Consider the following 17024-nt stretch of genomic DNA (forward strand, 5'->3'; position numbering starts at 1 on the left):
CAAGTCTAACATAAACTTAACGCTTATGAATTTTGCAACAAATCTACCTGAACAACCTACATTTAATGAAAGTAAATTTAAAGAAACACTACGTGAGAATTTACGTTTTTTAAAAAGCTTATTGTACCTAACTAAAAAAGTATTTATGCTATAATCCTTTTGGAATAGCATCGATTAATTTTTTAGTATAATCTGTTTTAGGCGATGTGTAAATAATATCTGCATCGCCTAATTCTTCTATTTTCCCTTTATTCATTACCAATAATTGATCGCTCATATATTTTACCACGGCCAAATCGTGCGATATAAAAATATAAGTAAAACCAAAAATTTCTTTAAGTGAGTTTAGCAGGTTTAAAACCTGTGCCTGAACCGAAATATCTAAAGCGGAAACGGACTCATCACAAACTATTAATTTAGGTTGCAGAGCAATGGTTCTGGCAATGCCTATACGTTGTCGCTGTCCTCCGGAAAACTCATGTGGATACCGGTTAAAATAATCTTCAGATAAACCGACTTTGTTTAAAATCTCAATTGCTTTTTCCTTGCGCTCAATATCAGAATGATAAAGTTTATGCACCATCATAGGTTCCATAATGGCTTCCCCAACAGGAATTCTTGGATTTAATGATGAGTACGGATCTTGAAAAATAATTTGGATCTCTTTTCTAAGCTTTTTTATTTCAGAATTTGAAAGTTTTGTGATATCAATGCCGTTATATAAAATTTCACCTGCGGTTGCTTTATCTAATTGAAGAATGGCATTTCCTAAAGTAGATTTGCCACAGCCAGATTCTCCAACTAAACCTAAAGTTTCACCTTCATAAAGTTTAAAGCTCACTTTATCAACAGCCTTAAATGTCTGTGGTTTTATAAACCAACCCGATTTCGAAATATATTCTTTTTCAACATTAATAACTTCTAATAATGGCGGTTTACCGTATAATGTTTTATGTCTTTGTTGTCGCTCTTCATAAGTGATAATAGCACTAACAGCCGTATTATTTAAATAATCCTGAATAGTTGGTAAGGTTTTTAATCGGGTATTTAATGAGGGTCTGGAATTTATTAATGCTTTTGTATAATTGTGTTGTGGGTTATTAAATATAGAATCAACCGTTCCTTGTTCAACAATTTCTCCTTTATACATAACCAGTACCCTATCGGCAATTTCTGAAATTAAAGCTAAATCATGGGTAATAAAAAGGATGCTCATGCCTGTTTTAACTTGAAGTTCTTTCAGTAAAATAATAATGTCTTTTTGAACGGTGACATCAAGTGCAGTGGTGGGTTCATCGGCAATTAGAATATCAGGTTTGCAGGCAATAGCCATAGCTATCATAACTCGCTGTTTTTGACCACCAGAAATTTCATGTGGATAAGCATTGTAAACGCGATGAATATCTGGAAGTTTAACATTTTCAAATAGCGCTAAGGTTTCCTCTTTTGCTCGTACTTTTGATAGATTCGTGTGTTCTAGTAATATTTCTTGAACCTGTTTTCCGCAAATCATGGAAGGATTTAAAGAACTCATTGGTTCTTGAAAAATAATGGCTATTTTTTTACCTCTGATGGATCGAAATGCTTTAGAGGTTATTTTAGTTAAATCATTTTCGGCATAAATAATACTTCCGGAAGTTATTTTTGAAATTTTTGGAGGAAGTAAACCTAAAATTGCCAACGAAGAAACCGATTTACCAGAACCTGATTCTCCTACAATGCCTAATATTTCATTTTGATTGAGTTGGTATGAAATGTTATGAATGACTTTATTTTTCCCAAAGGAAATAGAGAGCTCTGTAATTGACAGAATCGGTTTTTTTTGAGGCATTTATATCTGAATAATTTCGTCTTGAGTTAACAGGTCATCACCGCGTAGGCGTAAAAATATTTGAGCCACGGCAATGGTGTCTTTTTCACAGTAAGTAATAATACGGTCTATTTCTTTTTCTTCATAATAAACCCTATAAACTTCACTGCCATCAATATCATCTTTTGGCGATGGAATACCTAATACATTGGTCAATAATTTTAAAGACGTGTAGGTTTTATAATCGCCAAATTTCCATAACTCCAAAGTATCTAAATGAGGAACTTCCCAAGGTTTTTTCCCAAATAGATTAAGCTTGAATGGCAATTCTATATTGTTTATAATCATGCGTCGCGCTATATAAGGGAAATCAAATTCTTTGCCATTATGGGCGCAAAGCAGGTGTTTGGTTTCACTAAAATGTGAGTTCAATAAGTTCTTAAAATCTTTTAGAATCTTAATTTCATCTCCATAAAATGAGGTTACTCTAAAGTTTCTAATATCACCTCTAAAAGTAAAATACCCAACAGAAATGCAGATTATTTTTCCAAATTCAGCCCAAATACCAGCACGCTCATAAAAGGCCTCAGCCGTTTCATCTTCTTTTCTTTGGTACTGTGATTTATGTTCCCATAAAGCTTGTTTGGTTTCATCTAAATCAGAAAAATAAGGGACCTCCGGAACAGTTTCAATATCCAGAAATAATATGTTTTCAATATTTAATTTTGAAATCATGATCTATCACTATTTTTTACTTAACCCTAACATCAAATTACATTGCTTTCCAAAAATGGCAGCTACTCCCGCAGCTATGCCTCCTATAATTCCTGTAACAAGCAGCAAGAGATATTGATTGCCATTTAATGGCAATAAAACGGCTATTTTTTTAGCAAGAATAAAATCATTACTACTGCTTAAATAATAAGAATGAATAAACCATAACAGTGCTATTGCTAGGAAAGGGACAAAGAACACAGCGCTTTTTTTAAGTGATAAAAACAAAGAGGTTAAAAAAGCAGCAACCATTACAGACCACCATGGCAAAAATGATGATAGTAAAACCGCAATTAAAATTGTTAAGATAAAATGGACACTTTTTCTTTTCATGGTTTTGGTGTTAAGGTTTGAGTAGAAATGATGTCCTGATTAGCTTCGGGTTTTTGCATAAATAATAAATTTAAATATTCTCCTGCGGCCCATTTATCAATAAAATTATCATAATAGCTGCTTCCTGGATTTCCAGATTGTCCTCCTGGATAAATACCTAATGCTTTTGGTGGCGAACTCATTTCAACAATCATTCTCCATGAAGGGCCATGATTTTTATCCGCTGCATTAACAGTGTTTCGGTCCCCACCAATAGGTAGATCAAAACGAGAGAACGCTGGTAAAGCTTGCAATAAATGGCCAACATAAGTGCCTTTATAAGTGCCCCAGTTAAAATCACCATTTTCAGCTTTCCATGCCATTAAATTTTTAACAGTTTCCTTAAAGGATATCAAAAATAAATCACTTGAGGTTTCTTTTTCAGGCGTTTTAACAATATCCATAAAATCGTCATTAGGGTAATTTTTAAGCATGAAGATAGTTTGATATACAAAAGGATAAGTAAGTGCCGTTCCTTCAATATCATGCTCATCCCAGGTTAAAGGTAGTAATGTTTTCCACCACAAATCCCATATACTTGGAGCTAGTTCATTAACACTACTATTGTAATCCCATTTTTTAATAATGTTTAAATAGTGAATTTCGTCATTACTCAGACTTGATGTATCCATATGCTCATACATATAAGGCAATAACTCTGACGCTTTAAGATTGAAATTGTTGTTTTGAAGGTCTTTAAAATCTTGAATGGATATTTTTTCTTTTGACTTGAAAAAGTCATTAATCACTCTATTTCTGTACATTTCATAACCATCATTAAACACATAATACGGATAAGATTGATGTACAGGATGTTGGTTGGCAGAACTCACAAATCCACGTTCAGGGTTTTTAGTATGTGCGTTGAATTCTTTAGGAATAAAACTTTGCCAATCATTTTCAGGATTGCTTCCGTCCATTAAAAATTTGCCTTGACCTTTCCATTTATTAGGAAATAACCCTTGAATCCAAAGTGCTATGTCACCCTGAGTGGAAGCAAATACAAAATTCTGGGCAGGTGCCACCCAATGCTTAAGTGCTTTTAAATAATCGTCATAATTTTTCGCTGAGTTTAAGTCAATAAGTGTCCGCTGATTATTGCCTCCAATAAGGCCAGCCCATTTCATTGCGTAGCCTTCCTTTTCTCCATTTCCTTTAAAGGTGTAATCATAACTTACAGGACCATGATGTGTGTAAATGACTGAATCAACATAAGCTTTTTGATCTTTTATTTTAATTTCTTCAAGACGAACAGATGTGTTTTTCCATGAATTATTGTACTTGTATTGCTGTCTGCTTTTATCTTTAAATTCAATTTTATACCAGTCTTTGACATCACGAGTGGCATTGGTTTCTCCCCAAGCAATATCTGTGTTAAAACCTGAAACAACACCTAAAGCACCCGGTAGCGTCGCTCCAAAAGCATTATGCTCTGGGGTCGCTAATTGCATGACAAACCAAATAGATGGTAAGTTAAGTCCTAAATGTGGGTCGTTTGCCAAAATAGGGTTTCCAGAGTAAGATTTACTTCCAGAAACAGCCCAGTTATTACTGCCGTTATCTGGATCCGGTTTTTCAATAGTTTCTGCAATAGAATCTAAAGCAAGTTGAGATTGTGGAACTTCTGTAATGGGGGTATCAATAAAACTCCAATCAGTATCTTTAGGAATCACAGGATCATTAATGTCAAAAAAATCGGGATATAATAAATTGAATCGTTCTTCACCAAATAATCGCAAAGCATTAGTATATTCCAAGTCATGATCTTTTCCACATAAATCATCGGTCATATACATTAAGAGCAAAGCTGTTTTTGTGGCAGTCCATTGTTCGGGTTTATAGTCTAATAATTTATATTCTACAGGATAATCACTAACATGCAAACTATTTATATAGCTATTGACTCCTTGACAATAAGCTTCAAGAAATTTTAAAATTTCAGGATCTTCTTTCATTTTTTCTAAAGCATTTTCAGCGCCAAATCCCATACCTTTTCTGCGTTGAGCTCTATCATAATTAAGGGCTTTCTCGCCTATAATTTCTGATAAACGACCACCAGCTGCATACGTTTGAAATTCCATTTGCCATAACCTGTGTTTGGCCGTAATATAGCCTTGAGAACGATATAAATCCATATCATTTTGGGCAAATATGTGAGGAATAAGATTTGCGTCATAGTACACGGACACTTTGTCTAGAAGGCCGTCCATTTGAAAATTCTCGGAGGTTGATTCTGTTTTTTCATTTTGCCAAACACCTTGAGAAGGGCTTAAAAACTTACCAAGAGGAGGAATAGAATCAAGCTTTGTGTTGAGTGCATAAAAAGCCCCTAAGGCAAGTAAAAGGGATAACGAGAATTTAAAATATTTCATTAATTACGTTTCGTTTTTGATATATTAAATATAATAAAATTAATAATCAAAACAGCTATGTTTTGTTTGGTTATAGCAAACCACAAAAAGAATGTTTTCTAAAATAAAGACGTTTGTTTATAAGGACTTTCATGTTCCAACAACCATTGCTTTCTGTTTAAACCACCGGCATAACCTGTTAAACTACCATCACTGCCAATAACTCTGTGACACGGAATAATTATCCATATAGGGTTTTTAGCATTGGCATTTGCAACGGCACGGATAGCTTTAACATCACCTAATTGTTTTGATAAGTCTAAATAAGAAATGGTTTTTCCGTATGGAATTTCAAGCAGCTGGTTCCAGACTTTTTTTTGAAAATCAGTCCCTTCAGGATTGAGTTTTATATCGAATATTTTACGTTTACCATCAAAATATTCTTGAAGCTGAAACACACAATCTTCCAACTCCAAAGGAATAATATCAGTAATTTTTTCTTCTGAATTAAGGACCGTTATTGACACTATGCCATCGTCATCACCAACAATCTTGGTAAAACCTAATGGGGAGCTAATGATACATGTCTCCATTAGTTCTGTTCATTGTTTTTAGGTTTTTCTTCGTTAATCAAACCTAATCGTTTTGCTCTGTTTTCCCAGTTTTTTCTGGCAAGAAATTGCAAATCGGATACATTATCGCTTTCATCCATTATTTCTAGACCCAAAAGGGTTTCAATAACATCTTCCATAGTTACGATGCCGTTAACTGAACCATACTCATCAACCACCAAAGCCATATGGTTTTTACTGTCTATTAATTGTTGAAATAATTCTGGGATAGGAATGCTTCGATTTACAATAATAATGTCTCGTTTTAAGTCTAGTAATGTTTTGTTATCATTATCTAAAGCCATTTCTTTAAAAACATCATCTTTTAAAACCAAACCAACTATGTTATCTTGATGCTCGGAATATATGGGAATCCTTGAAAATCTAATATTGGAATTTGCATTAAAAAATGCAGCAACCGTCATAGTTTCGTTTTCTGTTTTAATAACAGTTCTTGGAGTCATGATATCTTTAGCTAGAATTTTTTTAAAGTTTAAGAGGTTTTTAATTATTTTAATTTCGTTTTCTTCAAAGACGCCTTCTTCATGAGCAATTTCAGTCATAGTGACAAATCCTTCACGACTTAATATACTTCCATGAGATCCTCCACCTATTAATTTTGTAGTTAGTTGTAAAAGCCAAAGTAGCCCGGTCCATTTTAAAGGAAATATAAGTATTTTTAAACTTATTGCGGTAAAACCTCCTAAATGTTTCCAATAAGTGGCGCCAATAGTTTTAGGTATAATTTCAGAGACTACTAAGATTAAAATGGTCATGATAGTAGAAACAATTCCAACCAAAATATCTTCAGTAATTATAATGCCTAAAAATGAATGAGGCGCACTACCAAAAAGATTAGCATAGGAAACTTTTGCTTGTACACCTACTAAAATGGCACCAACTGTATGAGCAATTGTATTAAGTGTTAATATGGCAATTAACGGTTTGTCAATATCTTTTTTTAAATGTTCTAAAACTTTAGCGTATGCTTTCCCTTCTTGAGTTTTTATTCTTAGAAACTCTGTTGTAATACTTAAAAGGACAGCTTCTAAAATAGAGCATAAAAACGAAAAGAAAATCGAGATAATGGCATAAAAAAGGAGTAACCCCATTTAATAAAATTAAGAAATCAATTTAACAACATCTTTGGCAAAATAAGAAGCAATGACATCTGCACCAGCACGTTTGATGGCCGTGACTTGTTCCATCATCACCGCATCATGATTTAACCAGCCGTTTTCTGAAGCGGCTTTAATCATGGCATACTCACCAGACACTTGATAAACCGCTACTGGAACATCTACGGCATTTTTTACTTCTCTAATAATATCTAAATAGCACAGACCTGGTTTTACCATTACAATATCAGCACCTTCATCAATATCCATCAATGTTTCTCTAATCGCTTCAATTCTATTGGCATAATCCATTTGATACGTTTTTTTGTCTTTAGGAACGTCAACCATATTCACTGGTGCAGAATCTAGTGCATCGCGAAATGGGCCATAAAAAGCTGAGGCGTATTTGGCAGAATAACTCATAATGCCAGTATTGATGAATCCTTCGTCTTCAAGTGCTTCACGTATAGTCAAAATTCTACCATCCATCATATCACTTGGTGCCACAAAATTAGCTCCGGCTTGGGCATGAGACACACTCATTTCGGCCAAAACATCAGCCGTATCATCGTTTATAATCATGCCATTTTTAACAATACCATCATGACCATAGGAGGAATATGGATCCAAAGCAACATCAGTCATCACTAACATATCAGGACACACATTTTTTACTGTTTTAATGGCGCGTTGCATGAGCCCATTTGGGTTTAAAGCCTCTGTCCCTTTATTATCTTTTAAATTATCTGGCACTTTCACAAAAAGTAAAACCGATTTCAAGCCAAGTTTCCAAAGCTCTTTTACCTCTTTTTCCAAAAGATCTAAACTAAATCGATAGTAATTTGGCATGGAAGCTATCTCTTCTTTAACGCCTTTACCTTCTACTACAAACAATGGTACTAAAAAGTCATTTGGAGTGATGATGGTTTCTCTAACTAATGAGCGAATGGATTCATTGGCTCTTAAACGTCTATTTCTTCTTAATGGATACATGTTTCTATATTTAAAAGCTTAAAAATACAAAGTAAAAAGTTTATAAAACCTTACTTATATCATATTTAAAGCCAATTTTTAGGATGTTTTAATACCTCAATTAATTTTTCTTCATCACTACCTTTTTCTGGATGATGGTCATAAACCCACTGCACATGAGGTGGTAAACTCATTAAAATACTTTCAATTCTGCCATTAGTTTTTAATCCGAAGAGGGTTCCTTTATCATGTACTAAATTGAATTCTACATAACGACCTCTTCTTATTTCTTGCCAATGACGTTGGGCTTCTGAATATTTTAAATCTTTTCTTTTTTCAACAATTGGAACATAAGCCATCAGAAAATTATCACCAACTTCTGTTACAAAATCATACCAATCTTGCATGGTCATATCATCAGATGATTTGCAGTAATCAAAAAACAACCCACCAATACCGCGAGCTTCATTTCTATGTGAATTCCAGAAATAAGTATCACATTTTTGTTTGAACTCATTATAAAAATTAGAGTTGTGTTTATCGCAAGCCGTTTTACAAGTTTGATGAAAGTGTTTTGCATCTTCATCATATAGATAATATGGTGTTAAATCTTGTCCTCCGCCAAACCAGCTATCTACCATTTCCCCTTGCTTATTATACATTTCAAAATAACGCCAATTAGCGTGTACGGTTGGCACATGAGGGTTTTTAGGATGCAATACTAAACTGAGGCCGCAGGCAAAAAAATTGGCGTCCTTTACACCAAAATAGGCTTGCATAGTTTCTGGTAATTTACCATGTACTGCAGAAATGTTGACCCCTCCTTTTTCAAAAACCTGCCCATTTTCTATGACCCTTGTTCTTCCGCCCCCGCCTTCAAGCCGTTCCCAAAGGTCTTCTTTAAATTTAGCCTTACCATCAATGCTCTCTAGTTTTGAGGTAATCCTGTTTTGTAAATCTTGAATATATTGGTAAAATTTATCTTTCATAATATAATTCATATAATTCCATGTCCATGGGCTCCTGACCAACAGGGGTGAATTCATTTTTTAAAGTTTTTCGCCAAACAAAATTACTTTTTTCAGCCACTTTTATACTTGCAGTATTACTTTCATGCGAAATAATCTGAAGTTTTTTCAGATTCAATTTTTGAAAAGCGAAGGTTGATGTTGCTTGTATGGCCTCACTCATAAAGCCTTTGCCCTCAAATTTTTTTCCAATGCAGTAAGCAAACTCCCCTTTTTTATTGTCCCAATCAATAGCTTTTAAAATGATTAAACCTGCAATATTTTTTGTGGATTTATCTTTAATTGTAAAGGTGTATTCAATTTTATTTTTAATAGCTTCAATACGTTTTGTGATGTAAAACTTGGTGCTTTCCAAAGTTCTGTTTTCAGAAAGTGTTTTTGGCAAGTAGAGTTTAAAACGCTCCGTATTTGACACCAATAATTTGTTAAGATTAAGAGCATCTTCAAATTTTAATAATTCAATATAAAAGTCTTCTGACTTGTAATTCATTCAATATCATTTTGATTTCTGATAAATCAAGTATTGAAAGCTGGACAAATATTAAAAGGCTATTTTTAATTATAGCATTTGGTTAAACTTTATATTCTTTTACGGCATCAATAAACGCCTTGGCATTTTCTAATGGGATGTTTGGTAAAATACCGTGACCTAAGTTTACTATATATTTATCTTTTCCAAACTCATTTATCATTTGGTGTACCATCTTTTTTATTTGTGCAGGTGGAGACAACAATCTTGCAGGATCAAAATTACCTTGAAGGGTAATATTTCCTCCAGTTAAATAGCGCGCATTTTTTGGAGAACATGTCCAGTCAATTCCTAAGGCAGAGGCGTTTGATTTTGCCATGTCATTCAGGGCAAACCAGCATCCTTTTCCAAAGGCAATTACCGGAGCATCATCTTTTAAAGCTTCAATGATCTGGTTAATATATTGCCATGAAAATTCTTGATAATCTACAGGCGATAACATGCCGCCCCAAGAATCAAATATTTGAACGGCATTAACTCCGGCTTCTACTTTTGCCTTTAAATAGGCTATAGTTGTGTCCGTAATTTTTTGCAATAACTGATGAGCTGCAATGGGATTTGTAAAACAAAATTCTTTTGCTTTATCATATGTTTTGCTTCCTTGTCCTTGTACAACATAGCACAAAATGGTCCATGGCGAACCGGCAAAACCAATTAATGGTACTTCATCCTTTAGTAATTCTTTTGTTGCTTTGATGGCCTGCATGACATAATCTAATTCCACATGAACATCTGGCACAATAACATTGTCAACGCCTTTTTGATTACGAACAGGATTTGGAAGATAAGGACCAAAGTTTGGTTTCATTTCCACTTCAATATTCATGGCTTGAGGAATAACCAAAATATCACTAAATAATATGGCGGCATCCATTCCGTATCTGCGAATGGGTTGTACTGTAATTTCACTGGCAAGTTCCGGGGTTCGGCAACGTGTAAAGAAATCATATTTATCGCGAAGTGCTATAAATTCTGGTAAATATCTTCCTGCTTGACGCATCATCCAAACAGGTGGACGGTCAACAGTCTCTCCTTTTAAAGCTCTTAAAAATAAATCGTTTTTTATCATATTTTATTGTTCCTTTTTCAAAAAAGGGCTCTTTTTTATTAAATGGCAGTTAACCTACACATAATGTTCGTTTACTAATTCAATAACACTTTCAACAGTTGGTGCTTTTGCGATGCGCACATCTTTGAAGTGTTTTTTGGCTTCTTCTGCAGTTGTTTCACCAATGCAAAAAGCTATTTTTTTTGGTTTGTTCTGTAAAATATAACTTTGAACGGTTGACGGACTGTAAAACATGACACTTTCTGTTGAGTCGTCAACTTTAACCGAAGCGTAAACAGTTTTATAGGCTTCTACTTCGTTTACTGTAATATTATTGTCTGCTAATATTTTTGGCAAATCATCTAAACGGATATCACTACAGAAATAAGTTATTTCAGTGCCTTCCATATAATCAACTAAATACTCGGCTAATTTTTTAGCACTGTTTTCTGAATGCGTAACCTTTCCAATTTTTTGTTCAATTAATTGCTTGGTTCTTCTGCCAACACAATAAATGTTTTTGAACTGTAATTCTTCAGGAGAAAAATTGGTAACAACCGATTCTACAGCATTTTTACTTGTTATGATGATACTTTTCAGATTCGATTTTAAAAGCGTTTTTGGAATCCTGTTAATACTTACTTTGATAAAATCTGAACTTTTTACAGAAATCTTATTATTTAATAAATGGCGTTGACCTTCAGTTAATGCTTTTGTGGAGTAAACCGTAGTTTTTTTGTTTGTTCTTTGTAATTCATCCATTAAGCGCTTTCCACCGCGTTCAATAACGAAATTAGCGCAAAAAGCAGCCATATCATGATGTTCGCCTAATTTTTTAACGCGCGTAACGTCTATTCTTTTAGAACCATCAATACTCAATAATACACCTTTGAAAGTTACTTCTTCATTTTTTATTTGAGCAATAGCTCCAATAGGCGCCGTACATCCACCCTCAAGACGGTTTAAAAATTCACGCTCAATACTCGTGCATATTTCAGTTTCTTCATGGTTTAATTCAGCGCAGGCATTAACAGCAAATTCATTTTCTTTTAAGGCTGTAATCATAACCGCACCTTGTGCTGGTGCAGGAATCATCCAATCTAAATTAATAGCTTCTTCTGGTCTTAAACCAATTCTTCCTAAACCTGCAGCGGCAAAAATTGCAGCATTCCAATCTTCATTATCCTTTAATTTTTGCATACGAGAATTCATATTCCCTCTTAAATCAACAATGGTATGCGTTGGATATCTGTTCAGCCACTGGGCACGTCTGCGTAAACTACCTGTTGCGATGACCGCTTCTTTTTGGGATAAAAACTCTTCGTTATTTTTAAAAACCAAGGTGTCATTAATATTGCCTCGTTTTATTACTGCAGCCTGAATAATGCCTTTTGGCAATATAGTGGGTACATCTTTTAGTGAATGGACTGCAATATCAATATCATAATTTAGCATGGCAATATCCAAAGTTCTCGTAAAAATGCCAGTGATACCAAGTTCATATAAAGGTTTATCCAGCACTAAGTCACCAGTTGATTTTACTGGAACGAGTATTGTTTTATAACCAAGTTTTTCTAATTGAGATTGAACAGTATTTGCCTGCCAAAGGGCTAATTCACTATCGCGAGTGCCAATTCTTATAATTTTAGACATCTATTAAATTTTCTAATTGGAACACTTTTTTTATAAGCTCAAGGCTTTCATCGGTAGAAATATTATCATCTTTTAAATGATGCGCAAAATGATTCGTTATTTTTTGAATGATATTATTGCTGATCAATTCGGCTTGGTCTTCATTAAAATTATCGATTTTTTTTCTTTGAGTATCTAATTCAGCAATTTTAAAATCTAAAAGTTTATGTTTTAAGGCTTTAATTGTTGGAGCAAATTTTCTAGTTTCCAGCCAGTCATTAAATTCTTTTTTTACTTCTTCAATAATACTTTCAGCAAAAGGAATATGTTCTTTGCGTTTTTCATGGGTTTCATCTGTGATTTTTGATAAATCATCTAAATGCACCAGCATGACTCCAGGCAACTCTTTAACGTTGTCATGAACGTTTTTGGGTATTGATAAATCTAAAATAAAAAGAGGTTTGTCCGTTTGAATGAGATGCTTATCAATAGTTGGTCTCTGGGCGCCAGTGGCTACAATTAAGATATCTGATTGATTGATTTCTTCTTGTAAATTAGCGTAATCCTTTACCACTAAATTAAATTTTCCGGCAATATTTTCAGCTGTATTTTTAGTTCTATTAATAAGAGTAATACGCTCATTTTTAGTATGTTTCACTAAGTTTTCACAAGTATTTCTGCCTATTTTTCCGGTTCCAAACAATAAAATGTTTTTATTTGAAACATTCTCGACTGAATTAAAAATATATTGAACTGAGGCAAATGAGACTGACGTAGCTCCAGAAGAAATCTCTGTTTCTGTTTTAATGCGTTTACTTGCCTGAATAACAGCATTCACTAAGCGCTCTAAAAAAGGATTTAATAAGTTGGCTTTTTTAGAAGCAACAGCACTCTTTTTAATTTGGCTAATAATTTCAAAATCACCTAGTATTTGACTATCCAGGCCCGAACCTACACGAAACATGTGAGAAATAGCATCTTTGTTTTTGTAGATATAAGCTACTTTTTGAAACTCTTCAACGGTTCCTTTAGTATTTTCACAAAGGAGCTGAATAAGTTGAAATGGATGTTGAGCAAAACCGTAAATTTCTGTTCTATTACAGGTTGAGGTAATCACCAAACTCTCAATGCCGTTTTCTTTGGCTTGATTAAGTAAGTTGATTTTAGAGCTTTCGTCTAAACTAAACCGTCCTCTAATATCAGCATCAGCTTTTTTGTAGCTTAATCCTAAGGCATAGAAAGAACTACTTTTAGAAATATTATATTGTTGCATCGGTAGATCTCAAAATTTTGAAGAACAAATGTATGTATCAAAAAATTAAAAAAACAACGCTAAAAGAACTTTTAGTGTCGTTTTTGGGTTTTTAAAGTATTTTTTTAATATTTTATGATATTTGTCATATTTTTATGGTTGTATTAGCGGCTTTTGAAACACTAACACGAAATGGACAAAAAAAATAACAATTATAACAAACAATCGATTTATAAAAAAAATGTCGATGAAAGGTATTTTGCAGAAACTTTTGTGGATGATGGATTTTTTGTTTTAACATATAAAAATGAGGAGAATAGCATCCTAATTTTGCGTAAGGATGTTCGAAACGATTATATACAATTCCATTTTTGTATAAAAGGCTTAAGTAAATTTCTATTTAATGAGGGTACTTATACTTTGGATATTCTTGAAGAAAACTCTTTATTGTTGTACAATCCGCAAAAAGATTTACCGATTAATTTAGAAATAAACCCAAATTCTTGGGTTGTCACGGTATTAATTTCTATCAAAAAATTTCATTCTTTATTCTCGCAAGAAGCTGATTATATCTCTTTTTTGAATGATGATAATAAGGAAAAGAAATATTATAAGGATGGAGAAATTTCAGCTTCAATGTCCATTGTTTTAAACCAATTAATTAATTACAACCTTAATCAGTCGATAAAACATTTATATTTTAAGGGAAAGGCGTATGAAATTTTGAGTTTATATTTTAATAGAAATGAAGACACCAATATTGAACAATGCCCCTTCTTAGTGGATGAAACTAATGTTACAAAATTAAGAAGGGCCAAGGACATTATTATTTCTAAAATGGCTGAACCCCCTAGTTTACAAGAATTAGCAGATGAAGTTGGATTAAGTTTAAAAAAACTAAAAGAAGGATTTAAACAGATTTATGGCGATACTGTTTTCGGGTTTCTGGTAGAACATAAAATGGAGTTTGCACGTAAAATGCTGGAAGCAGGCGATTGTAATGTTAATGAAGTGGGTTTAAAAGTGGGCTATAGTACTTCAAGCCATTTTATTGCGGCCTTTAAAAAGAAATATGGCACGACTCCAAAAAAATATTTAATGTCTTTAAATTAAAATACTGCTTATCTTTGAAAAAAATTAAAATGAAAAAAGGAATTCTTTTAGTAAATCTTGGTTCTCCTGACAGTCCGGAACCAAAAGATGTCAAGAAATATTTAGGTGAATTTTTAATGGATGGTCGGGTTATTGATGTACCTCTTTGGGCCAGAACGCTGCTCGTTAAGGGCATTATATTAAATACACGTCCTAAAGCTTCTGCGGCAGCCTATAAAAAAATATGGTGGGAAGAAGGTTCTCCTTTGATTGTGTTATCAGAAAGATTACAAGATAAAGTGCAACGACAAACTGAAATTCCAGTGGGATTAGCCATGCGATATGGCAGTATGTCTATACATAAAGGCTTACAGGAATTAGTCAATAAAGGGGTTGGAGAAGTGCTTTTAATTCCATTATACCCACAATTTGCTATGGCAACAACAGAAACTATTGTGGTTCTGGCGGATGAAATTCAAAAGGAACATTTTCCAAATCTAAAAATAGAATCGCTACCTGCATTTTATAATGACCCTGAATATATAGAAGTGCTGTCACAATCAATTAAAAAACATTTAAATGGTAAGTCTTATGACCATTTATTATTTTCATATCATGGGGTTCCAGAAAGACATATTAGAAAAAGTGATATAACAAAATCGCATTGTAAAATTGACGGCAGTTGTTGTATTACAGCCTCAAAAGCCCATCAATTTTGCTACAGACACCAATGTTTTGAAGTCACTCGATTAGTAGGAGAAAATCTAAAACTAAGAGAGGGAACATTTTCAACTTCGTTTCAATCAAGATTAGGATTTGATCCATGGTTACAACCTTATACAGACAGAACAATTGAACGATTGGGGAAACAAGGCATTAAAAACATGGCTATTGTAACCCCAGCTTTTGTAAGTGACTGTTTAGAAACTTTAGAAGAAATCGCCATGGAAGGACAGGAAATTTTCCATGAAATGGGAGGCAAGGAATTTACAACCATTCCATGTTTAAATGATGATGATTCTTGGGTTGCACTTTTGGCAAAATGGATTAAAAATTGGGCATAAGCCTCAAAATAAATGGCTAAAATATCTTCCCAAGATTTAGGAACTCAACCAATTACTAAATTATTAATCAAACAAGCCGTTCCTGCATCTATTGGAATTTTGGTGATGTCACTTAATATCTTAGTAGATACCATTTTTGTTGGAAATTGGATTGGTTCAATTGCAATTGCAGCTATTAATGTGGTCCTGCCGGTCTCCTTTTTTATAGCAGCTTTGGGGATGTCCATTGGAATTGGTGGTTCTTCAATAATTTCAAGGGCACTTGGTAGTAAAAACAGGGAAAAGGCATTAAAAACTTTTGGCAATCAAATAACCTTAACCATATTGCTTACAATCACTTTAGTGGTTTTGGGTCTATGTTTTAAAGATAGTATTATATTGTCTTTTGGAGGTAAAGGGAACATTTTTGAACCCGCCAGAATTTATTATACTATTGTACTTTATGGGGTGCCTTTTTTGGCGCTTTGTATGATGGGAAATACCGTTATTAGAGCTGAAGGTAAGCCAAAATTTGCCATGTACGCCATGATGATTCCTTCTGTGACTAATTTGCTATTAGATTATATCTTTATTAATGTTTTGGATTATGGAATGGAAGGTGCTGCTTGGGCGACTTCAATTTCTTATATCATATGTTTTGCATTTATACTTTGGTTTTTCTTATCCAAAAACTCTGAGTTAAAAATAAACTTTTCACATTTTGGTTTGAGCCCTTCTTTGGTTTCTGAAATTAGCTCTCTTGGATTTGTCACTTTAGCGAGACAAGCGGTTGTTAGTATTACTTACTTATTTATGAATAATATCTTGTTTGATTTAGGAGGAGAAGTTTCAGTAACATCATACGCCATAGTTGGAAGGATGCTTATGTTTGCTATGTTTCCTGTGTTAGGTTTAACACAAGGGTTTTTACCGATTGCCGGATTTAATTATGGTGCTCAAAACTATACGCGTGTTAGGGAAACAATTAATATCGCAATAAAATACGCCATGATAATGGCCACTTTTGTGTTTATTTTGTTAATGTTGTTTCCAGAAGAGATTACAAGAATGTTTACCTCTGACATGGAAATTATTAGTAAAACACCAAGTGATATGCGTTGGGTTTTTGCTGCCACACCTATTATTGCCATTCAGCTTATTGGTGCGGCCTATTTTCAAGCGATTGGTAAAGCAACACCTGCGTTGATTCTAACGCTATTGCGACAAGGCCTCTTTTTTATTCCGTTAATATTAATTCTGCCAAAGTTCTATGGGGAATTAGGAGTTTGGGTGTCTTTTCCAATCTCTGATGTGCTTTCAACCATAGTGACTGCTTACTTTTTGAATAGAGAAGTTAAGTTAAATTTAATAGCGAAAGACGGCGCCTAAATT

General features: G+C 33.7%; 15 protein-coding genes. 3 read left to right on the forward strand and 12 right to left on the reverse strand.

The window, feature by feature from the left end; translation table 11 throughout:
* Positions 1-148 precede the first annotated feature (148 nt).
* The 12 genes from V8G56_RS01625 to hemA all read right to left on the reverse strand — a co-directional run bounded on the left by V8G56_RS01625 (position 149) and on the right by hemA (position 13518).
* Positions 149-1831: an ABC transporter ATP-binding protein gene (locus V8G56_RS01625; protein WP_395436711.1), complete on the reverse strand. Its 1683-nt coding sequence runs from the start codon at positions 1829-1831 to the stop codon at positions 149-151.
* Complete coding sequence (locus tag V8G56_RS01630) at positions 1832-2545, reverse strand: 3'-5' exonuclease (RefSeq protein ID WP_395436712.1); 714 nt, start codon at positions 2543-2545, stop codon at positions 1832-1834.
* A gap of 9 nt (positions 2546-2554) precedes the next feature.
* Complete coding sequence (locus V8G56_RS01635) at positions 2555-2917, reverse strand: hypothetical protein (RefSeq protein WP_395436714.1); 363 nt, start codon at positions 2915-2917, stop codon at positions 2555-2557.
* Complete coding sequence (locus V8G56_RS01640) at positions 2914-5328, reverse strand: penicillin acylase family protein (RefSeq protein ID WP_395436716.1); 2415 nt, start codon at positions 5326-5328, stop codon at positions 2914-2916. Before V8G56_RS01640 ends, V8G56_RS01635 begins: the two co-directional genes overlap by 4 nt.
* 98 nt (positions 5329-5426) lie before the next feature.
* Positions 5427-5900 carry a methylated-DNA--[protein]-cysteine S-methyltransferase gene (locus V8G56_RS01645; protein WP_395436718.1) on the reverse strand — a complete coding sequence of 158 codons (474 nt, stop codon included), beginning with the start codon at positions 5898-5900 and terminating at the stop codon, positions 5427-5429.
* Entirely contained in the window at positions 5900-7030 is a 1131-nt protein-coding gene (locus tag V8G56_RS01650) for a CNNM domain-containing protein (RefSeq protein WP_395436719.1), read from the reverse strand. Before V8G56_RS01650 ends, V8G56_RS01645 begins: the two co-directional genes overlap by 1 nt.
* Positions 7031-7039: 9 nt before the next feature.
* A complete protein-coding gene (gene hemB, locus V8G56_RS01655; RefSeq protein ID WP_395436721.1) occupies positions 7040-8029 on the reverse strand; it encodes a porphobilinogen synthase in 990 nt (329 codons plus the stop codon).
* 65 nt (positions 8030-8094) lie between these two features.
* Positions 8095-8997 (reverse strand): oxygen-dependent coproporphyrinogen oxidase, encoded by a 903-nt coding sequence (hemF, locus tag V8G56_RS01660; protein WP_395436722.1) that lies wholly within the window; start codon positions 8995-8997, stop codon positions 8095-8097.
* Positions 8987-9526 (reverse strand): GNAT family N-acetyltransferase, encoded by a 540-nt coding sequence (locus tag V8G56_RS01665; RefSeq protein ID WP_395436724.1) that lies wholly within the window; start codon positions 9524-9526, stop codon positions 8987-8989. The genes hemF and V8G56_RS01665 overlap by 11 nt, the downstream gene beginning before the upstream one ends.
* An 82-nt stretch (positions 9527-9608) precedes the next feature.
* Positions 9609-10634 carry a uroporphyrinogen decarboxylase gene (gene hemE, locus V8G56_RS01670; protein WP_395436725.1) on the reverse strand — a complete coding sequence of 342 codons (1026 nt, stop codon included), beginning with the start codon at positions 10632-10634 and terminating at the stop codon, positions 9609-9611.
* A 54-nt stretch (positions 10635-10688) separates the two neighbouring features.
* The gene (gene hemC, locus V8G56_RS01675; protein WP_395436727.1) at positions 10689-12266 is read right to left on the reverse strand and encodes a hydroxymethylbilane synthase; all 1578 of its coding nucleotides are present in this window, start codon (positions 12264-12266) and stop codon (positions 10689-10691) included.
* A complete protein-coding gene (gene hemA, locus V8G56_RS01680; protein ID WP_395436729.1) occupies positions 12259-13518 on the reverse strand; it encodes a glutamyl-tRNA reductase in 1260 nt (419 codons plus the stop codon). The genes hemC and hemA overlap by 8 nt, the downstream gene beginning before the upstream one ends.
* A gap of 171 nt (positions 13519-13689) precedes the next feature.
* On the opposite strand from hemA, the gene V8G56_RS01685 reads away from it, so the two are divergent.
* From V8G56_RS01685 to V8G56_RS01695, 3 genes are read left to right on the forward strand one after another with little or no spacing between them, the layout of a single operon-like run.
* Positions 13690-14610, forward strand: coding sequence for a helix-turn-helix domain-containing protein (locus V8G56_RS01685; protein ID WP_395436731.1), 921 nt, complete (start codon positions 13690-13692; stop codon positions 14608-14610).
* A gap of 29 nt (positions 14611-14639) precedes the next feature.
* Positions 14640-15653: a ferrochelatase gene (gene hemH, locus V8G56_RS01690; RefSeq protein ID WP_395436732.1), complete on the forward strand. Its 1014-nt coding sequence runs from the start codon at positions 14640-14642 to the stop codon at positions 15651-15653.
* Positions 15654-15665: 12 nt separating this feature from the next.
* Positions 15666-17021: an MATE family efflux transporter gene (locus V8G56_RS01695; protein ID WP_395436733.1), complete on the forward strand. Its 1356-nt coding sequence runs from the start codon at positions 15666-15668 to the stop codon at positions 17019-17021.
* Positions 17022-17024: the final 3 nt, after the last annotated feature.

This window comes from Gaetbulibacter aquiaggeris (assembly GCF_044003965.1).
In the GTDB taxonomy this organism is placed as follows: domain Bacteria; phylum Bacteroidota; class Bacteroidia; order Flavobacteriales; family Flavobacteriaceae; genus Yeosuana; species Yeosuana aquiaggeris.